The sequence below is a fragment of the Amycolatopsis sp. NPDC043885 genome (assembly GCF_056435685.1).
Genome location: NZ_JBWKEA010000024.1, coordinates 1 through 21,946, shown reverse-complemented (window position 1 = coordinate 21,946; position 21,946 = coordinate 1). Strand labels below are relative to the sequence as shown.

23 protein-coding genes are annotated in these 21,946 nt (G+C 69.0%); 14 read left to right on the top strand and 9 right to left on the bottom strand.

From position 1 onward, the window contains the following. The first annotated feature begins 10 nt into the window (after positions 1-10). Together AC069I_RS40145 and AC069I_RS40140 are read left to right on the top strand one after the other, a co-directional pair. Positions 11-1,438 carry a methylmalonyl-CoA mutase family protein gene (locus AC069I_RS40145; protein ID WP_478228803.1) on the top strand — a complete coding sequence of 476 codons (1,428 nt, stop codon included), beginning with the start codon at positions 11-13 and terminating at the stop codon, positions 1,436-1,438. A gap of 302 nt (positions 1,439-1,740) precedes the next feature. After that, positions 1,741-2,865: a response regulator receiver protein gene (locus tag AC069I_RS40140; protein WP_478267719.1), complete on the top strand. Its 1,125-nt coding sequence runs from the start codon at positions 1,741-1,743 to the stop codon at positions 2,863-2,865. Positions 2,866-3,004: 139 nt separating this feature from the next. Here the strand turns inward: AC069I_RS40140 and AC069I_RS40135 are convergent, their stop codons facing one another. Beyond that, positions 3,005-3,340 carry a hypothetical protein gene (locus AC069I_RS40135; protein WP_478267718.1) on the bottom strand — a complete coding sequence of 112 codons (336 nt, stop codon included), beginning with the start codon at positions 3,338-3,340 and terminating at the stop codon, positions 3,005-3,007. Between the two features lie 280 nt (positions 3,341-3,620). On the opposite strand from AC069I_RS40135, the gene AC069I_RS40130 reads away from it, so the two are divergent. Next, a complete protein-coding gene (locus AC069I_RS40130; protein ID WP_478228800.1) occupies positions 3,621-4,217 on the top strand; it encodes a hypothetical protein in 597 nt (198 codons plus the stop codon). A 304-nt stretch (positions 4,218-4,521) separates the two neighbouring features. Here the strand turns inward: AC069I_RS40130 and AC069I_RS40125 are convergent, their stop codons facing one another. Both AC069I_RS40125 and AC069I_RS40120 read right to left on the bottom strand, forming a co-directional pair. Further along, positions 4,522-6,168, bottom strand: a complete 1,647-nt coding sequence (locus tag AC069I_RS40125) for a WXG100 family type VII secretion target (protein WP_478232737.1) — start codon at positions 6,166-6,168, stop codon at positions 4,522-4,524. 98 nt (positions 6,169-6,266) lie between these two features. Continuing rightward, positions 6,267-7,046: an SDR family NAD(P)-dependent oxidoreductase gene (locus tag AC069I_RS40120; protein ID WP_478267717.1), complete on the bottom strand. Its 780-nt coding sequence runs from the start codon at positions 7,044-7,046 to the stop codon at positions 6,267-6,269. An 85-nt stretch (positions 7,047-7,131) separates the two neighbouring features. Between AC069I_RS40120 and AC069I_RS40115 the strand changes: the two genes are divergently transcribed. Continuing rightward, on the top strand, positions 7,132-7,983 hold the full coding sequence (locus AC069I_RS40115; protein ID WP_478228797.1) for a helix-turn-helix transcriptional regulator: 852 nt from the start codon (positions 7,132-7,134) through the stop codon (positions 7,981-7,983). On the opposite strand, the gene AC069I_RS40110 is transcribed toward AC069I_RS40115, so the two are convergent. After that, positions 7,933-9,165, bottom strand: coding sequence for a PucR-like N-terminal domain-containing protein (locus AC069I_RS40110; RefSeq protein WP_478267716.1), 1,233 nt, complete (start codon positions 9,163-9,165; stop codon positions 7,933-7,935). The genes AC069I_RS40115 and AC069I_RS40110 overlap by 51 nt on opposite strands. A 152-nt stretch (positions 9,166-9,317) precedes the next feature. Here AC069I_RS40110 and AC069I_RS40105 point away from each other — a divergent pair, with 152 nt between their 5' ends. Next, complete coding sequence (locus tag AC069I_RS40105; RefSeq protein ID WP_478267743.1) at positions 9,318-10,148, top strand: SGNH/GDSL hydrolase family protein; 831 nt, start codon at positions 9,318-9,320, stop codon at positions 10,146-10,148. A 136-nt stretch (positions 10,149-10,284) separates the two neighbouring features. On the opposite strand, the gene AC069I_RS40100 is transcribed toward AC069I_RS40105, so the two are convergent. After that, the gene (locus AC069I_RS40100) at positions 10,285-11,466 is read right to left on the bottom strand and encodes a S8 family peptidase (RefSeq protein ID WP_478228795.1); all 1,182 of its coding nucleotides are present in this window, start codon (positions 11,464-11,466) and stop codon (positions 10,285-10,287) included. Positions 11,467-11,726: 260 nt separating this feature from the next. Here AC069I_RS40100 and AC069I_RS40095 point away from each other — a divergent pair, with 260 nt between their 5' ends. Continuing rightward, complete coding sequence (locus AC069I_RS40095) at positions 11,727-12,530, top strand: pentapeptide repeat-containing protein (RefSeq protein ID WP_478267715.1); 804 nt, start codon at positions 11,727-11,729, stop codon at positions 12,528-12,530. Positions 12,531-12,652: 122 nt separating this feature from the next. Continuing rightward, entirely contained in the window at positions 12,653-13,606 is a 954-nt protein-coding gene (locus AC069I_RS40090; RefSeq protein WP_478267714.1) for a helix-turn-helix transcriptional regulator, read from the top strand. On the opposite strand, the gene AC069I_RS40085 is transcribed toward AC069I_RS40090, so the two are convergent. Beyond that, positions 13,585-14,523 carry an AraC family transcriptional regulator gene (locus AC069I_RS40085; protein WP_478267713.1) on the bottom strand — a complete coding sequence of 313 codons (939 nt, stop codon included), beginning with the start codon at positions 14,521-14,523 and terminating at the stop codon, positions 13,585-13,587. The genes AC069I_RS40090 and AC069I_RS40085 overlap by 22 nt on opposite strands. A gap of 81 nt (positions 14,524-14,604) precedes the next feature. Between AC069I_RS40085 and AC069I_RS40080 the strand changes: the two genes are divergently transcribed. Continuing rightward, positions 14,605-15,432, top strand: a complete 828-nt coding sequence (locus AC069I_RS40080) for a Rossmann-fold NAD(P)-binding domain-containing protein (protein ID WP_478267712.1) — start codon at positions 14,605-14,607, stop codon at positions 15,430-15,432. A gap of 32 nt (positions 15,433-15,464) precedes the next feature. Next, positions 15,465-15,956, top strand: coding sequence for an anthrone oxygenase family protein (locus AC069I_RS40075; protein ID WP_478232745.1), 492 nt, complete (start codon positions 15,465-15,467; stop codon positions 15,954-15,956). Between the two features lie 7 nt (positions 15,957-15,963). Here the strand turns inward: AC069I_RS40075 and AC069I_RS40070 are convergent, their stop codons facing one another. The 3 genes from AC069I_RS40070 to AC069I_RS40060 all read right to left on the bottom strand — a co-directional run bounded on the left by AC069I_RS40070 (position 15,964) and on the right by AC069I_RS40060 (position 18,161). After that, on the bottom strand, positions 15,964-16,737 hold the full coding sequence (locus tag AC069I_RS40070; RefSeq protein WP_478228789.1) for an alpha/beta fold hydrolase: 774 nt from the start codon (positions 16,735-16,737) through the stop codon (positions 15,964-15,966). 72 nt (positions 16,738-16,809) lie between these two features. Further along, complete coding sequence (locus AC069I_RS40065; protein ID WP_478267711.1) at positions 16,810-17,031, bottom strand: hypothetical protein; 222 nt, start codon at positions 17,029-17,031, stop codon at positions 16,810-16,812. After that, on the bottom strand, positions 17,028-18,161 hold the full coding sequence (locus AC069I_RS40060; protein ID WP_478267710.1) for a glycosyltransferase: 1,134 nt from the start codon (positions 18,159-18,161) through the stop codon (positions 17,028-17,030). Before AC069I_RS40060 ends, AC069I_RS40065 begins: the two co-directional genes overlap by 4 nt. A 74-nt stretch (positions 18,162-18,235) precedes the next feature. Here AC069I_RS40060 and AC069I_RS40055 point away from each other — a divergent pair, with 74 nt between their 5' ends. The 5 genes from AC069I_RS40055 to AC069I_RS40035 are packed head-to-tail and all read left to right on the top strand — an operon-like array spanning position 18,236 to position 21,745. Then, entirely contained in the window at positions 18,236-19,261 is a 1,026-nt protein-coding gene (locus AC069I_RS40055) for a hypothetical protein (protein WP_478228786.1), read from the top strand. A gap of 12 nt (positions 19,262-19,273) precedes the next feature. Beyond that, entirely contained in the window at positions 19,274-19,561 is a 288-nt protein-coding gene (locus tag AC069I_RS40050) for a hypothetical protein (RefSeq protein WP_478228785.1), read from the top strand. Then, positions 19,558-20,958, top strand: a complete 1,401-nt coding sequence (locus AC069I_RS40045; protein ID WP_478267709.1) for a WXG100 family type VII secretion target — start codon at positions 19,558-19,560, stop codon at positions 20,956-20,958. The genes AC069I_RS40050 and AC069I_RS40045 overlap by 4 nt, the downstream gene beginning before the upstream one ends. Continuing rightward, the gene (locus AC069I_RS40040; protein ID WP_478267708.1) at positions 20,942-21,490 is read left to right on the top strand and encodes a hypothetical protein; all 549 of its coding nucleotides are present in this window, start codon (positions 20,942-20,944) and stop codon (positions 21,488-21,490) included. The genes AC069I_RS40045 and AC069I_RS40040 overlap by 17 nt, the downstream gene beginning before the upstream one ends. A 6-nt stretch (positions 21,491-21,496) precedes the next feature. Then, positions 21,497-21,745 (top strand): hypothetical protein, encoded by a 249-nt coding sequence (locus tag AC069I_RS40035; RefSeq protein WP_478228782.1) that lies wholly within the window; start codon positions 21,497-21,499, stop codon positions 21,743-21,745. The last annotated feature ends 201 nt before the right edge of the window (positions 21,746-21,946 follow it).

Sequence of the window (21,946 nt, the reverse complement as noted above, 5' to 3'; positions counted from 1 at the left end):
GGGGGCATAAATGGCAGGGCCCGGCGAGTACCCCTATGACGCGGGTATCCACCCGACCGGATACACCACCAAAGTCTGGACCATGCGCCAGCTCGCCGGTTTGAGCACTGCGGGCTCTACGAACGAACGTTTCCACTATCTGCTGGGCCTTGGCGAGACCGGCCTGTCGCTGGCGTTCGACCTGCCGACGCAACTCGGCCTCGACCCCGACGACCCCCGAGCAGAAGGCGAAGTCGGTCGTACGGGTGTTTCGATCGCCACCGTCGACGATCTCGCGGAGGTGTTCAAAGGTATTCCCTTGGACCGGCTCTCGGTGTCCATGACCATCAACGCCACGGCACCGATACTGCTGGCCATGTGGGTGGTGGTGGCCGAGGAGTCGGGTGTCGATCCGACTTCGCTGCGCGGGACGCTCCAGAACGAGATGCCGAAGGAGTTTCTGGCACGCAAGGCCTACATCTACGACATCGACACCAGCATGCGCTATTCGCTCGATGTTCTGGAGCACTGTATTCGCCACCTGCCGACAGTGAATCCGGTGTCTTTGTCCGGCGGACACGCGCGCGAGGCGGGGGCCAGCCGGGCGCTTGAGGTGGCATGTGGGATCGCGGACGCGGAGGTGTACCTCCAAGGCATGGTCGACCGCGGTCTGGGGGTGGACGAGGTGGCTCGACGGTTCACCTTCATCTTCGGTGCGCACATGGAATTGCTGGCGGAGGCCGCGAAGTTTCGTGTGGTGCGGTCGCTCTACGCGCAGCGGTTGCGAGAACGCTGGGGAGCGACAGACGAACGCGCGATGAAGATGCGGGTACAGGTCAACACTTTCGGTTCCGCGCTCGCACACCAAGAACCGCTGAACAATGTGGTCCGCTCCACGATCCAGGCGCTCGCGGCCGTGCTGGGCGGGGTGCAGTCCCTGCACGTGTGCAGTTTCGACGAGGCATATCAGACGCCGGGGGAGTTGGGTGCCCGTATCGCGCTGCGAACCCACCAGATCATGGCGGAGGAGACGGACGTCGCCCGGTACGTCGATCCGCTAGGTGGTTCGGCGGTGATCGAGCGGATCGCGGCGGAGATGAGGTCCGAGGTGGAGGACTGGCTCCGCCGGATCGAGGACCATGGCGGCATGCTCGGCAGTATCCGGAGCGGGTGGCTGGAGTCCGAGATCGAAGATCTGGCTCAACGTGAACCAGGGCCCCGGGTGGGAGTCAAGGACCAGCTTCGGTCCGAGACCGAAGAGGTCGTTCTCCAGCGGGAGCGCCATAAACCCTTGCCGTCGGTTCAACGAGGGGTGGAGCGTCGGGCCTGCGATGCCGAGTTGAAGGCGATACGAGACGCGGTGGCGAGTGGCGTCAACGTGATGCCCACCCTGATCGAGGCGGCACGGGCTCGTGCCAGTCTCGGCCAGATGTGTGAGGCAATGGCGCCGCAAGACTGACCCCTGGTGTGCGGGCGCCGCGTCACGGTGGCGGCTTCAGACCGTCACCGTGACGAAATGGGATGGCCATCTGGCATGGCGGGCTGAACCTGTTACCGGCCGTAACGTCAAACGCGTTTTCAGAACGGTCGTTCAAGCCCGTTTCGGGGGCGATCAAGGGCCCATGCGGTAGAACTCGAAGCTCCGGAGAGCAGTCTCCAAACTTAGCTACAAAATGTACCTTCTGTAGCTAAGTTAGGTTATAGATAGTGATACCGATACCTCGGTTACGCGTTTTGTAAGTCTCAAGGTAGGCTCCGGTCATGGTCGAGAACGAGGATGCGGTCGTCGAGGACCGTGTGCCAGAGCAGGCGCGATGTGGATTTCGCAAGTGCCGGCAACCGCTGCCGCCGCCGGGACCGCGCGGGGGTCGGCCCTACGAGTTCTGCCCTGATCGGACGTGGCCGGGCGGAAAGAGCTGCAAGCAACTGGCCGCGGCGGAACAGGCATTACGGGAGGCGCTGGGCGACGAGGCATTGCCCGCTGCGGCGCTGACCGAGGCCGGAGAAGCCTTCGACCAGGCCGCCGCCGCGGTGATCGATCCCCTGCGAACGTTGAGTAACGCGCTCGACGCTGTCACCGCGCACCTGCGCGACGAGATCACCTCGGCCGTCAGTCAAACCGAGGCAGCTCGGGAGGAGGCGACGGAAGCCAGACGGCAACGGGACGCAGCGCTGGAGCGAGCGGTCGAGGCCGAGCAATCGGCCGACGCGGCGGCTGAAGTAGCCCGGGTCGCTGAACGGGCGGAGTTTGCGGCCAGAGCGACAGCTGACGAGGCGGTCGAGGCCCGGTCTGCCGCCCAGTTGGCGCAGGCGACGGCAGAGTCGGCCACAGCAGTGATCACTCAGCGAGCAAAGGAAGCCGCTGAGGAAGCGGCCGAACAACGAACCCGTGCCGACAAGCTGACGGCCGCACTCTCGACCCGTGGCGAGGAGCTGGCGACACGGACTGCCGAACGAGACGCCGCACGAGATGCACTCAGCGAATCAGAGAGGCAGCGCAGAACGTGGGAGCGGCTCCTGGACTCACAGAAGACCGAGCTGACAACAGAATTGGGCACACTCCGCAAGCAGTTGCAAGATCAAGGTGCCCGCCACCAGGAGGCCATCGAGGAGCAAACGGCACGCGAGGCTGCATCACAGGAACAACTCGCAGACGTCCGAGCCGAGTTGGCGGCTGCGCTCGGCGAACTCGCCGCAGCTCAGGCTCAGGCCAGCCAGGTCCAAGCGCGACACGAGCAGGTCGCGGCGACGCTGTCCCGCATCCGACAGCGCGCCCTCGCCGCAACAGCGGAACCGTCAACTGCGCTTCGACACGACCTGTTGGCAATTCTCCTTGGCGACGACCTGGCAGAGACACCAGCGTCAGCGACGCCTGACCTGCCGTAGGCCCCCCGCGCGCGTCCTGTTCCGGCGAAGATCTATTGGTCGGACATCAGTCGAGGCCACCAGGGGCCGATGTCGCGCCGGTCGACCTCCTCTACCTAGATCGATGCAGGGGGGAGAGAACGTGCTGGGTCGACGTCGATCAGGACTTCAGCAGATCCGGTTGCCGGGGGCGAGTTGTACCGAACTGGCCTCGGGGCCGGCGTCGCGGCCAGCTCAGGCCAGCCGTCCGGCGCTCGAAGATCTCGTGAGCAGCGACGTCCGCACGGCGGGCGGCGCGTGTGTAAGGCCGGAGCAGGCCAGGCCGCGAGGCACGCTCGACGTCGATACGCGGCAGGTCCCGGCATTCCTGGGCCGGCCCTTCCAACCCGGACGCCTGCAGCCCGATCGGCATCAGGTCCCGGATCAGCCAGTCCGCCAGCCGCGCGCTCGCCGACGGCGAATTCGGGACCAGCAATCTCCTCACCGGTTCAGTCACAGCGCAGCCCCCGCTCGCGTCCCCATCCCCCGGTACGTCTTCGCCCGCGAGACCTTGCCTGCACGCGCCGGGCCGGGAGTTCGCAGTGCCGACCGGGCGCTCGTGCTCGCAGGCTACTCCCGTTCCGCCATTCGGCCCGTGAGGTGATCCAGGTCCGGATGCGGATCGACATGGGTGAAGGCGCCACGAAATCCTCGTTTTCGCTGCGAAATGTCGTGGGTAGCCGGTACGCTGGCTGCTCCGATTTCGCTCAAGCCGCAGAGAAGTAAGGGGAAGTCCGATGGCCGCGATGACTCACGACCAGACGACGACCGACCCCCGCGCGCAGGCGAGGTCCACTCACGCACACCTCCTGCGCGGCGGCCGGCTTCGCCCGATCGAGGACTTCTCGTTCCTCGCGCGCACCACCGACGAGCACACGCTCGCCGTCCAGACCGGGCTGACCTACGCGCGGTTGTGGGAGCACGCACCGCAGATCGTCCATGGCGGGACCACCGTGATCGCCGGGCCTGAGATGCCACCGGTGGTCGCGGGCTACCTCGTCGGCGCGACGATCAGGAAGATGCTGGAGCGGCGGGCTCTGCGCAGGCACGCCGGACTGCAGTGGCGTACCCGCGCGCTGTGGCGCGCGGTGCTGACGACGCATCGGCTGTGGGTCGAGCTGCCCGGTGGCGGGACCACGGAGTGGCTCAACCTCAACTACGAGACGATCACCCGCCTCACGCTCATCGGCGATCGGCTCGAGCTGCACTTCGCGCAGGCATGCCCGCTGGCATTGACCGGCCCGTGGGCGCCGTGGTGCGCCGCGGTGATCGCCCACTACCGCTACGGGCAGGACGCGGCCGGGGTGCTTCCCGGGTTGAACAGCGCCGTCTAGCCGAGGCTGAAGAGTTATTGAGGGGTAAGGCAAAGACGGCGTGGCGGGTTCAGAATCGACCGCCTCGAAGGGCGCGGCTCGGTCAGGCGCGTTCCGGATCCCGCCGACCGCCGCTCCTCGCTACTGGAACTCACCGACACCGGCACGCAACTCGTCCATGAAGCGGACGAGACGTTCGCGGCCATCGGCGCGCTCATCCAGACGGCCCTCGACCCCGCGCGACGCCTAGCAGGCACTGCGGCAACTCCTGACCGCGCTCGAACACGACAGGATCGGCACACCCGCCGCCTGAAGAGCGGCCTGTTCAGGGGAGAGCTTTACCGAGCTTTTCCAGCCCCTCGCGGATCCCGTCCTCGATCCGCCGGTACGTGTCGGCACCCGTGACCAGGCTGTCGGCGATGCCACCGACCGTGTCCACACCCGCCGTCAGCCGATCCCCGGCGGCGCTGATGTGCTTGGTCAGCGCCTCGCTGAAGGTGGTGGCGGCGGGGACCTCGCCGAGCAGGTGCGACACCAGTTGCAGCCGCGACACCGCGCCGGCCGCCGTGCTCAACGTCGACGTCGCCCCGTCCAGGACGCCCGCGGCACCGACCAGCGAATCGGGATCGGTTTCGTATCCGGCGTCGCCGGGGGAGAGCGCGCCGTCCGGATCGAGCCCCAGCTCCTCCAAGGCGATCCTGGTCAGCTCGGGCTCGTCCCACTTCGAACCCGGGTTCTTCTGGTAGCCGTAGGCGCCGGATTCGTGCGCCAGCACGATCTCCCCGTCGATCTCGACGGCTTCCTCGACACCGTGCGAGTCGTAGCCGTCTTCGTTGCCGGGCTCGCCGCCCTTCAGCTCGATCTCCTCACGATCGTTGAAGTCGTACCACTCCGGCGTCCGATCCTGCCGATAGAACTTGCCGCTGTGCCCATCGGACGAGGAGAAGATGAACTCGTCGTCGCGTACCACGACGCCCTGGACGTTGTTCGGTGTCTCGATCGGATCTCCGGCCTCGTCCGGCTGGGGTGAGCCGTCCGGGCCGACGGGAATTTCGTAGAGCCGGTTGTTCTTGTAGTCACCCACGAAGAGCTTGCCTTGGGCGTAGGTGACATAGCTGTGGGCGGGCGTCGGAACCACGTCGATGGCGTCGACCGGCTTGCCGCTGTCCTGTGCGGCGTCGAGTTCGGCCTTGTCGTAGACGTACACATGTTCGTTGGACGACACCCAGACGTGCTCGCCGTCCGTCGCGACGCCACCGGTATGGGTGGGCGCGCCGACGTCGCCGTTGCCGTTGAGATAGACGTTTCCCGTTTCCACACCGGTCTCGTAGTCGACGTAGGTCAGCCTGCTCGGCGTCAGCCCTGGCCCGATCGGGCTGTCGCCGGAGCCGTCCCCATCGCCGTCGTGGTACGAGCCCACCAGCAGGTTCTCGCCGTCGTAGGCCAGACCTTGGGATGTCCACGGCTCGCCTGGGTTGACGCCGCTGATGTCGGCGTCGCCCTCGCTGTCCCAGCCCTCACCGCCGCCGTCGGTCGTGGCCGCCAGCGCGGTGAGCCTGCTTTCGTAGGTCTGCTGGGCCACGGTCAGCGCCCGGACGGTCTTCATCGCGATTTCCGGCGCTTCGAGGAGGTCGCTCAGGCCGAGTTCGCGCCAGGGCTTGATGGCGGCGTCGGCTGCCGTCCGCAGGGCGGTGTACGCCTTCGCGGCGCCCTCGACGGCCGCCTCCGCGGTGTGGAGCCGGCCGTACACCTCGGCGACGGCCCGCGAGGACGCTTTCGCCTTGCCGACGAACTCGGCCGCCGCCGTGCCACGCCATGACCGTGCCGCCCGCAGCGCGCCGTCGGAGATCCCGTCCGCGACCGTCTGCAACGACGCCCTGGTGTCGGCGATGGTGGCACCGACCTCGGCGATACCCGCCGCGTCGCCCGAAGTGAGCTTGGCGTAGAGCGGTTCGGGATCCAGGAACGGCATCGGCTTCTCCTCGGGCAACCACTGGTCAGGGTGGGTCGTGCGCGTTCAGACGCCGACAGGCGGACACCGGTTCCCGCGCATCACCCACCCCGCCCGGGTCAGGACAGCATGCCGCCGTCCACCCGCAGGACCGTCCCGGTCACATAGGAGGCGCGGTCGCTCAGCAGCCACGCGGCGGCCTCGGCGATCTCCTCGGGTTCGGCCACCCGGCCCAGTGGCGTGCGCGCGTTGAGCCGGTCGAGGATGTCCGGCGAGCTCTTGACCCACTCGTCGAACATCTCGGTCAACGTCGTGCCGGGGGCGACGACGTTGATGCGGATCCCTTCCGGGCCGTAGGTGGTGGCTGCCGAGGCGGTGAGGCTGTTGACGCCGCGTTTCATCGCCCCGTACGCCGGGAGTTCCGGATTGGACATCAGGCTGCCGACACTGGTGTTGTTGACGATGGCACCGGTCTTCGCGGTGGCCCGGATCGCCTCGATCTCGGCGACCATCGCCAGCCACGGGCCTTTGAGGTTCACCGCGTAGATGCGGTCGAAATCGGCCTCGGTCACCTGGTCCATCGGGCCCGGTGGCACGTTCGTCGCGCCGTTGTTGAACGCGACGTCGAGCCTGCCGTGCAGTTCCACGGCACGGCCGACGGCCGCGCGGATGCTCGATGGGTCGCCGAGGTCGCACACCACGTGGTCCGCGACGCCGCCGTCCGCGCGGATCTCCTCGGCCACGGCCTTCAGCTGGGACTCGGTGCGGGCGGCGAGCACGACGCGGGCGCCTTCCCTGGCGAACAGCCGCGCGGCGGCGGCGCCGATACCGCGGCCGGCGCCGGTGATGAAGGCGACCTTGCCGTCGAGCAGGCCCGGAACAGTCGTTGTGTTGGTCATGGCACCGAGAGTTCCTCCGCCGTCGGCGCGTATCCAGGCACCGGCGGTACCTGGCTGACGTACCGCCATCGTCCACACTGGAGTGGTGGACAGACGACAACTCGCGGACTTCCTGCGCACCAGGCGCGAGCGGATCACTCCCGCGGACGTCGGCCTCCCCGCCGGGCGCCGCCGCCGTACTCCCGGGCTGCGGCGTGAGGAAGTGGCACAGCTGGCGTTCATCTCGACCGAGTACTACACCCGGCTGGAGCAGTCCCGTGGTCCACGGCCCTCTCGTGAGGTGCTGGCCGGGCTGACCAGGGCCCTTCGGTTGTCGGACGTGGAACGCGATCACCTGCATCACCTCGCCGGCGCGCCGCCGGGACCACCGCCCGGCCCGTCCCGGGAGGTCCGGCCGAGCCTTCTCGCGCTGTTGCACCGTCTTCCGCAGGCGGCGGCGATCGTACTGTCGGCGACCTACGAGGTGCTCGCCTGGAACGACCTCGCCGCCGCGTTGATGGAGGACTTCTCCGCACTGCCGCGGCGGGACCGTAACCTCGTGCGCCGCGCGTTCCTCGCGCCGCGGCCGGACGGGCGGCGGCTCTACGGCGTGTCCGATGTGGACGAGTTCTCCGCAAGCGCGGTCCGCAACCTCCGGGCCACCGCGGGTCGTTATCCCGACGACCCCGAGGTCACCGGGCTGATCCGGGAACTCCTCGACGGCAGCGAGGAATTCGCCCGGCTGTGGGCAGCGCACGACGTGTGCGCCGCGCCCACCCTGTGCAAGACCTTCCGGCATCCGGTGGTCGGCCCGGTCAGCGTGAACTGCGACGTCCTCGACATTTCCGACCGCGATCAGCAGGTCGTGATCTACACCGCCGACCCCGGAACGCCGTCGGAGAACGCCTTACGCCTGCTGTCCGTCGTCGGGACGCAGCGAATGGACGCCCAGCTCTGAACGGTTTGTAGGTTCCCTCGATACCAGCGGATCGATTCTCAGCGCGATCGCCAGCGCGAATCGCCCGGCCGGATCGTCGATCGTGCCGCCGAAGAGCGTCCGCAACTGCCGGATCCGGTACCGGACGGTCTGGACGTGGACGTGCAGTTCGAGGCCGATCGCCTGTGGCTGGTCCGGCCGGGCGAGCCACGCCGCGAGGGTCGTGGTGAGCCGTTGCCTCGCCGGTTCGGGCAGACCGGCCAGCGGCGCGAGGACGTCCTTCGCGAACTCGGCGGCGAGTTCGGGATCGGCGGTCAGCAGCAGATCGATGCGGTGGTCGACGGTGTGGACCAGCGGGCTGTCGCCGAGCGCGCCGGTGCGCGTCAGCCGCCACAGAGCGCTCGCCCGGCGGGCGCTGAGCGCGGCCGAGCGAAGCGGTACGGCCGGGCCGACGCCGGCCTGGTCGTCGCCGAGCAGGTCCCGCAACCGGCCGAGGTACCACTCGAGCCGGTCGGCGGGCATGACGATCGCGGTCAGATCATGGTGACGGCCGACCAGCACCCGTCCCGGCATCCGGTCCAGCAGCTGCGGTGCCATATCGGCGCTGGTGACGGCGATGACGAGTCGGCCGGGCAGCACCCATGCGGCTTGGTTCGCGACGTCGTCGAGCTGGTCGCGGGTGGCGGCCGGTTCGGCGAGCAGGAGGCCGAGGAGCCGGTCGCGCCGTGCTTGCCCGGCTCGCGCCGCCTGTGATCGCGCTTCGGCGTACCCGTCGGCGGCCGCCGCCGAGAGTTCCGCGATGAAGGCGAACAGTGCTTCACCGAGTTCGACGATCGCCTGGGTCGGCAGATCCACCGCGGGCGCCGCCGAGGTGAGCTGCCGCCAGACGCCCAGCGCCGCCGATTGGTAGAAGCCGAGCATCTCCTCGAGGCTGCGGCCGGCGGTGTGCTGGGCCCGGCCCTGCGCCCGGTAGACCTCCCGGTCGGTCGTGATGTCGGGATGGCCGATCTCGCTGAAGAAGGCGTGCAGGGCGACGTCGAGGGTGACCTGGAGGTTCGCCGCCGTCCGGTCGTCCAGCGGGGTCCGGAGCCCGGCGCGGACCTGGTCCATCGCGGCGGACGCGATCGCGGCGGTGTCCGGCTCCAGCCGTGTCAGCACTGAAGCGTCCAGCCTGCGCCAAGGCTGTGCCGACGCCTTCGTCATAGAGGAAACCTACAAAACCCCGATCAAGAACGCGCGCCTCCGTTCTAGTGGTTCTCCGCGGGTCGGCGGACGCTGATCGCGGCATTCGACGACGCATGCAGGAGGCGGCAGTGACACGTACGCGCTGGGGAAGACTCGCCCGGATCGCCGCGATGGCGGGCACCGCACTGACCCTCGCCGGAATCGGGACACCGGCCCTCGCCACGGCGGAACGCCAGGTGTACGTCGCGATGGGCGACTCGTTCTCGGCGGGCTCGGTGGTCTTGCCGCAGTCCGATCTGCTCACCTGCGCCCGGTCGGCGATCAACTACGCCGGCCTGCTGGCGAAGCAGCTCGATGTCGACGAACTGCGCGACGTCACCTGCGGCGCGGCGACCACGTCCCATTTCACCAACCCGCAGAAGGGCATCGTCTCCGGCACCAACCCGCCGCAGTACGACGCGCTCTCGGCCGACACGACACTGGTGACCGTCGGGATCGGCGGCAACGACGTCGGCCTGGTCGGGCTCGCGACGTCGTGTGTGAACCTGCTGCCGGTGGGTGCCTCCTGCAAAGCGGCCAACACCACGGGCGGGGTGGACAAGTACGCCACCAAGATCGACGCCTTCGCCGCGACCTACGGCACGGTCATCGAGCAGATCCGCCAGCGCGCCCCGCGCGCCGAGATCGTCATGGTGGGCTACCCGACCGGGATCAAGCCGGGCGGATGCTGGCCGCTCGTCCCGGTCCTGCCGCAGGACGCCGACTACATCCAGGCCAACATCGACCGGCTCAACGCCCGGATGGCGGAGCAGTCCGCCGCGCACGGCGCGAAGTACGTCGACATCCGGACGCCGAGCATCGGTCACGACGCCTGTCAGCCGATCGGCGTCAAGTGGATCGAGGGGCTCATCCCGTCGGTGGTGAACAACAGCTTCGCTCCGCTGCACCCGAACGCCGCCGGTCTCGCCGCCGTGGTGCCGAGTATCCGGAAGGTGCTGTAGCGGGCTCGTAAGCCGGGTCCGTGAAGGCCTCCTTGCCTACCTTGAGGGTAGGCAAGGAGGCCTTCACGGACTTGAGCCGGGGGATCAACCGCAGCCGGGGGCCATGGCTCTAGCCGTCCTGACCACGCACGAGCCGTCAGGCGGACGGCGCCCAGTACAGGAGCCGGTTCGGGGAACCGGAGCCCGGGTTGGTCACCTTGCCGGGGGTGGCCGCGTTGATCAGCGCGGTGGCCACCTGCGCGGGTGTGGCGCTCTTGTTGTTCTGCAGGAAGCGGGCCGCGACACCGACCACGTGCGGGGTCGCCATCGAGGTGCCGCTGATGGTCTTCGTCGCGGTGTCATTGGTGTTCCACGACGACGTGATGTTCGTGCCCGGCGCGAAGATGTCCACGACGCTGCCGTAGTTGGAGAAGCTGGAACGCGCGTCGGTTTCGATGGCCGAGCCGACGGTGATCGCCTGTGTCACGCGGGCGGGGGAGAAGCCCGAGGCGTTCGAGTTGGAATTCCCGGCGGCCACGCCGTAGGTGACGCCCGCGGCGATCGACCGGCGGACGGCGTCATCGAGCGTGCTGGAGGCGCCGCCGCCGAGGCTCATGTTGGCCGCGGCCGGTTTGACGTGGTTCTTGGTGACCCAGTCGATGCCCGCGATGACCCCGGCGGTGGTGCCGCTGCCGGAGTTGTTGAGGACACGGACGCCGTAGACGGTGGCGCCCTTGGCGATTCCGTACTGCGATCCGGCGATGGTGCCTGCGACGTGGGTGCCGTGGCCGTTGCCGTCCTGGGCGACCGCGTCGTTGTCGACGAAGTCGTAGCCGTTGCGGGCGCGGCCGCCGAAGGTCTGGTGGCTGATCCGCACGCCGGTGTCGATGACGTAGACGTTCACGCCGGCGCCGGTGCTTGTGTAGCTGTATTTGTTGTCGAGCGGGAGGTTGCGCTGGTCGACGCGGTCGAGACCCCAGGACGGCGGGTTGGTCTGGGTCGCGTCCGCGTGGACGAGCTGGTTCTGTTCGACGGACGCCACCGAGGGGTCGGCGGCGAGCCGCTTGGCCTGCCGCTCCGACAGTGTCGCGGAGAAGCCCTTGAGCGAGCTGCTGTAGACCTGCTCGACCTTCGCGCCGAAGCGGTTCGCCAGCGCGTCGACGATGCCGCCGTCCTTCAGCATGACGATGTAGCTGTTCGGGATCGCTTCGGCGGATCCCGCGGCGAGGATCCGTCCTTCGGCGGCTTGGGCCGGAGCGGCGGTCACGCTGATCGCCACCGCGACCGCGCTCACCATTCCGGCACGCGACAGCCAACGCGCTTGTCTCGTCTCTCGCATGTGTTCGTCCTGTCGTTCGCAGGGGACCGGCCGGTCAGGACCACAGCGGCGGAAAGCGGTCCGGCACGACCGCATGGGGCGGCACCTGCCGAATCCCACGAAGATCGAGGCTATTGAGCGGCCGAGATGTCCGATATCGACTGAACGGGGCAGCACCCGACCTTCGTCTGGCGGCCATTGGCGGCGGGTGCCCTGCACGGAAAGTGCGCTCCGTACCCTGTGGCTGGAACACCGTGCCGAAATCTGGAGTCCGAACCACCGTGCCAGCCCTTTCCAGCCTGCGGGCCGACTGCGAGAACTGCTTCGGCCTGTGCTGTGTCGTCCCGGCCTTCGCGGCGTCGGCCGATTTCGCGATCACCAAACCGGCCGGTCAGGCGTGCCCGAACCTGCGCGAGGATTCCCGGTGCGGCATCCACGACAAGCTCCGCAAGAAGGGTTTCACCGGCTGCACGGTCTATGACTGCTTCGGCGCGGGCCAGAAGGTCTCCCAGGTCACCTTCGACGGCGAGGACTGGCGGAAGGCGCCGAAGACGGCCAAGTCGATGTTCGCGGTCTTCCCGGTCATGCGGGATCTGCAGGAACTGCTCTACTACCTCACCGAGGCGGCGGCGCTGCCGACGTCCGCGCCCATCCGCGACGACCTGGTCGAGATGATCGACCGGACCGAGCGGATGACACTGGACACGCCCGGCGTGTTGAGGAAGCTCGACGTCCCCACGCATCGGGCCGCGGTGAACGGGCTGCTGGTGCGCGCGAGCGAACTCGCCCGCGCCGCCGTGCCCGGCAAGAAGAAGGACCGGCGCGGCGCCGACCTCATCGGTGCGAAGCTGAAGGGGGCGAACCTGCGCGGCGCGCTGCTGCGCGGGGCGTACCTGATCGGCGCGGACCTGCGGGGAGCCGATCTCCGGCAGGCCGACGTCACCGGAGCGGATCTGCGTGACGCCGATATCCGCGGCGCGGATTTCCGTGACGCGCTCTTCCTCATCCAGTCCCAGCTGGACGCGGCGAAGGGTGACGCGACGACGAAGCTGCCGGAGTCGCTCGCGCACCCCGCGCGCTGGTAACCCCCCTCGCGTTTCGTCCTCTGAATGCGGTGGTTGACATCGCGAACTACCGCATTCAGAGGACGAAACGCGGGAGAGCAAAGTGTGCATCGGGTGAGCGGTTTGCCTGCGAGACTGGGCGCATGCGTGCCGATCGCCTGGTGGCCACCCTCCTGCTGATGCAGGCTCGTGGCCGCGTCACGGCTGCCGAACTGGCCGAGGAACTCGAGATCTCGGTCGCCACCGCCCGGCGTGACCTGGAGGCGTTGTCCGCCGCGGGTGTGCCGGTGTACCCGCAGCCCGGCCGTGGCGGTGGATGGTCGCTGGTCGGCGGCGCGCGGACCGACCTCAGTGGACTGTCGGCGCCGGAAGCTCAGGCGTTGTTCCTGCTCGCGGGCCCGGCCGCGTCGATCTCACCCGAGGTCAAATCTGCGCTGCGGAAGCTGGTCCGGGCCCTGCCCGACACCTTCCGCGTCGACGCGCAGGCCGCCGCGGACGCCGTTGTCATCGACCCGTCCCGGTGGGGCGAGCGCGAGCAGGAACGGCCCGAACTGCTCACCGTGCTGCAGGCCGGGATCGTCCGCCGCCGCAAAGTCCGCTTCGGCTACGCGAAAAAGGGCGCGGAACCGGTCGAGCGGATCGTGGATCCGTGGGGACTCGTGGACAAGGACGACATCTGGTACCTCATCGCGGGCACCGAGAAGGGCCAGCGCACCTTCCGGGTCGACCGCATGTCCGACGCCGAGGTCAGCGACCTGCCCGCCGGTCGCCCGGACGACTTCGAGCTGTCGAGAGCGTGGGAGCAGGTCGTCGACCGGGTCGAGGAACGCCGTTCCGGGCTGGACGCGACCGTGCTCATCGCCGAGCGGCATCTTCCGATCCTCCAGGACCACTTCGGACGGCAGTCCACTGTGGAGGAGACGCTCGGCGATGGACGCGTGCGGGTGACGGTGTCGGCGCCGGTGGCATGGATGATCGCCCAGCAGCTCGCGGGCTGGGGCTCGATGATCGAAGTGCTGGGGCCGCCGTCGGTCCAGGCGGAACTCGCGCGGATCGGCGCGGAACTGGTCGAGCGTTACGCGACGCCGGCGCGGTAACCCTGCGGGCTGACGCCGTGCTCGCGTTTGAACGCGGTGCTGAGCGCGAACGAACTGCCATAGCCGACCTGGCGGGCGACCGCGCCGATCGTGACATCGGGATGCTGACGCAGGAGATCCGCGGCGAGCGCGATACGCCAGCTCGCGAGGTAGGCCATCGGCGGTTCGCCCACGGCGGCGGTGAACCGGCGGGCGAACGCGGCGCGGGAAACTCCGGTGTCGGCCGCGAGGCTCGCCACGGTCCACGGTTCGGAAGGCTTGTGCTGCAACAGTTTCAGCGCTCGCCCGACGACCGGGTCGCTGTGCGCGCGATACCAGGCGGGCGCTTCGGCGCCGGGCCGGTCGAACCAGGTCCGCAGCGCGGCGACCAGGAGCAGGTCGAGCACGCGGTCCAGGACGGCTTCCTGACCGGGCGTGTTCTTGACGATCTCACCGGCGAGCAGCGGCACGAGCGGGTTGTCCCACTCCTCGTCCCGCACGACCAGCAGTGACGGCAGCGCGTTGAGGAGCCGTTTGCTGATCTCGCCCTCCAGCGGATAGGTGCCGGTGAGCAGGATGACGGGGCCGTCCGGATCGCTGCCCCAGGTGCGGACGCCGAGATCGGACAGTTCGGTGAGGTGCTGTCCGTCCGGGGTCAGGCATTCCTGTCCCGGCAGGATCATCGCCTGCGGTGGCGTGGCCGGGTCGTCCGCGACGAGATAGGGGTCCGGACCGCGCGCGATGGCGATGTCGCCGGTGCCGAGGCGGATCGGCTCCCCGTGGTCGGGCACGACCCAGGATTCCCCGAGAACCTGCGCCATCACCGTCAGCGGTGCCTCGTCCTCGATCCGCAGGGACCACGGCGGGGTCATGACCGACTTCAGCAGGAACGCGCCGCGGGCGCGGGGTCCGTCGAGCAGACCGGCGAGGGGATCCATGCCGAGGAGTATAGACGATGAAACATGGAAAAGAGCCTTTGAACTATGTTCCGTCTCATTCGGAGACGCTTGACTAGGGACATGACAGAAACGAAGAACAACGAGACGGTCCTGGTCCTCGGCGCTACCGGCAAGACGGGGAGCCGGGTGGCGCAACGCCTGACCGAGCGGGGCGTCGAGGTCCGCAAGGCGTCGCGTCCCGGGTTCGACTGGAACGACCGGTCGACCTGGACGGCGGCGGTCACCGGGATCAGCGCGGCTTACCTGACCTACTACCCCGACCTCGCCTTCCCCGGTGCCGCCGAAGCGATCCGCGACTTCTCGAAGCTGGCCGTGGACCACGGCGTCCGGCGACTGGTCCTGCTGTCCGGCCGCGGTGAGGAAGAGGCCGTGGTCAGCGAACAGGGGGTGCGGGACTCCGGTGCCGAGTGGACGGTCGTGCGGGCCAGCTGGTTCGCACAGAACTTCAGCGAGCACTTCCTGCTGGAACCGGTGCTCGCCGGGGAGATCGTGCTGCCCGCCGGGCAGGTGACCGAACCGTTCATCGACGTCGAGGACATCGTCGACGTCGTGGTGACGGCGCTGACCACCGACGAGCACGACGGCGAGGTGTACGAGCTGACCGGGCCCCGATTGCTGAGTTTCGCGGACGCGGCGGCGGAAATCGGCAAGGCTTCGGGGCGGGAAATCCAGTACGTTCCGGTTTCCGCGGCGGAGTTCGCCGCGGGAGCGGCCGAACAGGGCGTGCCGGAGGAAGAGATCGAAGGCCTGACCGACCTGTTCACTCGAGTCCTCGACGGCCGGAACGAATCCCTCACCGGTGATGTCGAGAAGGTGCTGGGCAGGCCCGCGAGGGACTTCTCCGAGTACGCCGCGAAGGCCGCGGCCACCGGGGTCTGGAATCAGTGAAACGAGCGGGAATCGGAAGGGAGGCGACAGGAATGGCGACGCTGAGCGAGATCGTCCTGATCGCGGCCGTCATCACGGCGGGGTTGATCGCGGGCTTGTTCTACGCCTACACGTGCTCGGTCATGCCGGGGCTGGGCCGGGCCGACGCCCGGACGTACGTGACCGGGATGCGGGAGATCAACATCGCCATCCTCAACGGCTGGTTCGCGATCGGCTTCGGCGGCGCGCCGTTGCTCGCCGCGGTGGCGGCGGCGCTGCACTTCCGGTCGGAACTGCGGTCCGCGCTGCCGTGGATCATCGCGGGGTTCGTCCTGCTGCTGGTGATGCTGATCGTGACGATGGCACTCAACGTGCCGTTGAACAACGCGCTCGAAGCCGGTTTCGACGGCGACAAAACCGACTTCGAGGCGCTGCGGGCGAAGTTCGAGGGTGTCTGGGAGCGGTGGAACCTGGTCCGGACCTTGGCCGCGATCGGTGGCTTCGGCGCTCTGGTGGGCGGGCTGATCGTGCACGTCCGCGGCTGACCTCCGGTCAGGCGTCGAGCACCTCCCGGAGCAGCGGAGCGAACGCGGTGGCTTCGGCGGCGAAACCACCGTGGTCACCGGGGAAGTAGGTCGGATCCAGCCCGAGTCGGCCGGCCGCGAGCACCGCGGCCTCATGTGCGGGCTGCCCGGCCGATTCCTTGCCGACACCGACGACGATCCGGGTCCCCGACGCCTTCAGAGCCGCGTAATCCGGCGTGAAGTCCCCGATCATCTTCATCAGGTGCGCGACGAAGAACTCCATGTTCTTCCGCATCTCCGGTGGGAGTGCGCCCTCGCCCGCCTCGAAACCGGCGTCGGCCATGAACTTCGCCATCGCCGCCTCGATGCCGTGCTCGCGGTGGATGCGCAGTAGCTCGTCGGGATCGATGTCGGGCTGTTCGTCCAGCAGGCTGGTCAGCGGCGGTTCGTGCGCCACGAGCGTCCGCACCCGCCCGGGATGGCGGGCGACGAGCTCGAAAGCCTGCATGCAACCACCGCTGGACGCGAAGATCGCCGCCGGTTCCTCGCTCACGCTGTCGAGCAGGCGGAGCGCGTCGTCGGCGTGGACCTCGATCCGATGCTCCTCGTCGGGATCGTCGAGGGTGCTGCGGGAGATTCCGCGCGGGTCGTAGGTGATCACCGTGTAGTGCTCCGCGAGCAGGCTCGCGATCGGCGCGAACATGCCGGAATCGGCCGCACCACCGGGGACGCACAGCAGCGCCGGACCGCTGCCGGTGACGGTGTGGTGGAGCCGGGCGCCGGGAACGTCGAGAACGGCCATCGGATGACCCCTTCCTTTCGGGACTTGTCGTCCCACCGACGAATGGCGTCGCCGGGGACAGACACCCCGGCGTCAGGAGATTTCGGCGAGTTTTCCCGACAGGTAGGCGCGCTCGGCGTCGGTACCGGCGAGCGCGAACGCCTCGCGGTAGGCACCGGCGGCCTCCCCGAGCCGGCCGAGGCCGAGGCCGAGGAATGTGTCCAGGAGGCGTTCGCGCTCGCGTTGCGCACCTGGCACCTGCCCGGACTCCTCGCGGAACGCTCGGGTGATCGCGGCGCCGAGGTCGGTGGTCACCGCAGCAGCCCTTCCAGGAGCGGGACGATCTTCTCCGGTGGCGGGTACGCGGTGACCTCGTCGCGCAACCGCGCGGCCGCCTCTCGGTAGGACGATTCCCGCAGCACCGTGGTCACGGCGTCGCGGATGTCCTCCGGCGTGGCTTCGGCGACGCCGAGGACGGTGCCGAGCCCGAGTTCGGTGACCCGGTCACCGTTGTGGGGCTGGTCGGCGCCCATCGGGAGCAGCACCATCGGCAGCCCGTGCGCGATCGCGCCCAGCAGGCTGCCCGACCCGCCGTGGGTGAGGGCCGCGTCACAGTACGGGAGGACGTCGTCCTGCGGCAGGTACCTCGTGAGATGGATGTGCTCCGGCTGGGGGCCGAACTCGGCGGGGTCGATGAGGTTCCCGACGGTCACCACACACGTCGCGTCGACGTCCTTCAGCCCGGCCAGTGCCCGGGCGAACAGGTCGCCGGATTCGGTGTTGAAGATCGTGCCGAGGGTGAAGTAGACCGTCGGGCGGCCCTCGACGTGCCAGTCCGGCGCCGGTCCACGTCCGGGAACGGGATCGTGGAACGGCTGCGCCGTCGACGGCAACGGGAACCGGGGATCGCGGAGACTCGCGGGGAACGGTGAGAGCACGAGATGGCGATAGGCCATGTCGAGGTTCCGCTGCGGAGGAAGCCCGTGGGCGGCACGGACCTCGTTGAGCGCGTCGTCGACAAGTTCGGGACGGATGAGGGCACCCGCCGCCATGACCAGGACGGTCGCGTGGGGGAGATCGAGCTTTTCGGCCGCGATCATCGCGCCGTGATCGGCTTCGTCGCAGACGAGCAGATCCGGTGTCCAGTCTTCGCAGAGCGCCAAGACGTCTTTCGCGCGCAAGGGTGCGGTGCGACGGACGAACCCGTCACGGAAGTCGGCGTCCTCCCGGTCCCTGTCGACAGGCAGCAACGGGCGACGGCGGCCGTCACTGCCGAGATTGGGCCCCGACGGGAACGCGGCGAATCCCGCCGCCTCGACGATCGGGACCATGAACGGCTCGCCGGTGAACGCGATCGTGTGGCCCGCGTCGGCGAGCGCGCGGGCGAGGGGGAGCAGCGGCCGGAAGTGACCGTTGCCGCCGGCGAAGGTGAACAGGACACGCATGCGATCGACCCTATCGGCGGTCTTACCGGCGTTGCCTCGCTTTTCGCACGGGTGGGCAGCGCTACCCTGCTGCGGTGATCGATACGGACGCCGACGAGGTCCGGCTGTGCGCGCTGGAAGGCTGCGAGAATCCCTTGCCCCCGCCCGCGGTGGACGCCGACGGGAAACGCAAGGGCGGCAGGCCTTCGGCCTACTGCGGCAAGACCCACGCCGACGCCGCGTCGCGCGCCCGGCGGGCGGCCGCCGTGGCGAGCGTGGCCGATCCGCTGCTGGAGGTCCGCCGGATCGCCGACGAGTTCACCCCGGCCGCGGCGTCGCTCGTGGAACTGCTGGACGCCATGCGCTCCCGCTTCGACAACGCCGCCGAGGCGGCGCTGGGCCGGGTCACCGAAGCCGAAACCGACGCGGCCGCGGCCCGGCGCGAGGCCGAGGACGCGCAGCAGGCGGCGGCGAAGGCCGACACCGCGCGCGCGACCGCGCTGGCCGCGTCCCGCGACGACAAGATGGCCAAGGCCAAAGCGGAACGCGCCGCCGAACAGGCCCTGAAGGACGCCGAGGAGACCCGCCAGCGTTCGTGGGCCGAAGTCGCCGCCCACGAACGGGCCCGGGGCGCCGCGGAAGCCGCGACCGTGGCGGCCGAACGCGCCCGAGACGCGCTGGTCTCCGATCTCCGGACGCTGCGCGAGGACTTCGCGGCCGTCCGGGACGAGAAGACCCGGCTGGCGGCGGAGCTTGGCGAGCGGGACACGGCGCTGGCCAGGGCGGTCGCGGAACTCGAAGCGCTGCTGGACCGGCTCGACGAGGCGAAGGCCAGGGCGACGGTATCCGAAAAGGACTGTGCCGCCGCGCGGGCGGAATCGGCCGCTCTGCGTGGAGAACTGGACCGCGTCCGAGCCGAACTCGCTCAGGAGCACACGGCCAGGAGCCTCGCCGAAGCCCGGGCGACGGCACTGGCCGAAGAACTGGAGCGGGCCCAGGCCCGTGCCGTCGCGGATCAGGCGCGGTACGACGACGTCGTCCGGCAGCTGGCCGAACTCGCCCGTCCTGCGGTCGTCGAAGAATCGCCCGAATCGCCTGTGGAGGCTTCCGAGCTGAAGTAGAGTCCACCGGCTGTGAGCGGGTACGAGGTCGAGATCGGTCAGCTGCGGAACGCGGCCAAGGCGGCGGGGTCCGCCGCGGACCAGGCCAGGGCCGTGGAACCGGGCACCGGCGTGGACGCGATAGCGACGGCGTTGCCCGGTGGGGAGGCCGCGAAGAACGCGCCCACGCTGGCGTCGACGTTCACCGAGCGCGGGAAAAGGTGGGCCGGCGAGATCGACGGCTGGAGCGACTCGATCACGAAGGCCGCGAACGCGTACTCCGAAAACGAGAACTCCGCAGAGGAGGCTTTCGGGGGATGACGATCGGCTACGACGACGTCCGCAAATGGGACGCTGAGGCGCTCGAAACGACGGCCACGAACCTGGGCGGGCGGCGGGACAAGCTCATCGGGTTGCAGGACGAACTCGACGACGCCAGGAAACTGCCCGATTGGCGAGGCCCCGCCGGCGAGCGCGCACGCGGTTCGCTGGGCGACACGCGGAACAAGGCCGAGATCCTGATCGCGGAGCTGTCCGCCGTCGAAACCGCCCTGCAGAACGCGTCGGACGAGGTGTCCGCGCTGAAGACCAGAGTCGCCAACAACGACTCCCTCGCCGGCACCTACCAGTTCTGCGTCGCCGCCGACGGCGCGCTCGTGGACGACAAACCCGCCGACCCACCGCCGAAATCGCGATTCGAGGCCGAGGAGTACGCCGAGTCCCGACGGCACCGCGAAACCATCAGGAAGCAGCTGGAGCAGGAAACCAAGGCGATCCTCACGGCGGCGACCAACATCGACGCCGCCCTCGCCCGGGTGATGCGGCTCGCGCAGGACGCCCAGATCAGCGACCACGGGGCGACCGACCTGGCGGGCGCCAGGAAGAGCGGGGAGATCGAGGCCGGAGTCATCGAGATGGAGCAGTCCCTGCGCGAGGCGGGGCTGCTGACCGGGCCGCCCGCGTCCGGCCACTACCGGCAGTGGCTCGAGAACGCCGTACGCCGGGGCGTATCGATCGACACCATCAAGAAGATCGCCGACGACCACGACATCACACCGGAGGACTTCAAGGTCCTCGACGGTATGGAAGAGATCCGCGAGGACGAGGACGGCGACGGGACGTTCAAGTCGTACTTCTTGATGCCGACCGACATCAGCGGGGACGACGCGGCCAAGGCCGTGCGGATGACCTACATCCTGAACGCGGGCACCGACTACGGGACCGAAGGCGAGAAGACCGACTTCGCGCCGACCCCGTACGGCTCCGAGGAACTGCGGCGGATCACCGACCGGCAACGGGAGAACTCCTGGAGCTACGACGACGACGTGGGCTTCGTGCACGGCAACGGCGGACGGCTGGTGACCACCCCGAACGGCATGATGATGGGCCTGGGCGGGAACCTCGTCCAGGACCAGTTCAGCCAGCAAGGCGGAACCGCCTGGGGCGACACGTTCATGCTGAACATCGACGACCCGAAGGATCCGGCGCAGCAACTCCGAGAGGTCGTGAAGTCGGGCCACGCCTGGTACGAGGGCGACAACGGCGCGTCCCAGGGTTCGCTCGACCTGGACCGGTTGCTGCATCACGAGGAGCGCCACTCCCAGCAATGGGCGCGCGAAGGCTACGCGGGCTTCCTTGCCTCCTACGCGTGGGAGCAGGTCACCGGCGGCAACGAAACCGAGGAAGACGCGGGACTGACCGATGGCGGATATCACTAGGGGTTCGCGCGTCGCCTGCGCCGCCTTGCTCGTGGTGGCGATGACCGCGGCGTGCGACACCAAGGCGCAGTTCGCGCCGTCGCTGCCACCGGAGGCCGGATTCCGGGTTGATGACGGTGTCCTGAAACTGTGGACGGGCACTCCATGCGAGGGCGTCACCGGCCTGAGGTTGACGTTCGACTCCGGCACCCAGGCGAGCACGGAACAGGTGTGGACCGCGCCGCGGCCAGGAGTGCGGGTCGAGCACCTGGACCTGCTCGGGGTGTCCTTTCCGGACACAGGTGGCCCGCTCCAGGTGCGGACACCGCTGCCCGCGGACTACGACTGGACCAAGGCGGGCTCGTTCAGCATCGCCGTCGACGGACCGAAAGCGAACGGCGCCAAGGCCGACGTCGCCCAGGTGCTGCGCGAGTCGGCCCAACGTCCGTCCGGGAGCTACCTGTTCGGCCGGAGCGGCTGGATGGACGCGGCGGCCGTGCAGCGTGAGAACCGGAAGTCGTTCCTGACCGTCTGCACTCCCGACCCGGAGTGATGGCTCATGGATACGCCGGAGAGTGCCTCGCGAACGGTGCTGCGCCGCATCGTGCTGGGCGCGTTCGCCTGCGTCGCCGCGGTGATCGTGCTGCTCGTCGGACGCGCGGTGCTCAGCGCGACCGGCCTGTCGTCCGATCCGCACGGCTACGGGATGTTCGCGGGAATCCTGTTCACGGCGGTCCTGACCCCGGTCGCGCTGGCGTTGTGGCTGCTCTACCGCTCACTGCGGCGACGCGGCAATGACCTGAGGTGATCGGGGCCTGGCTCCGGACTCGCCGATGGGAGCCGGCCGTACCGCGAGTGTCCATAAAGGACGCGTTCGCGTGGAGAAATGTCTGATTCACGCCCGTATACACGACTTTGAGCGGGGGGGTCGTGGGGGGGGGGGTGGGGTTTCCCCCCCACCCCCCCCCCCCACCCCCCCCCCCCCCCCCCCCCCCCCTCCCCTTTCCCC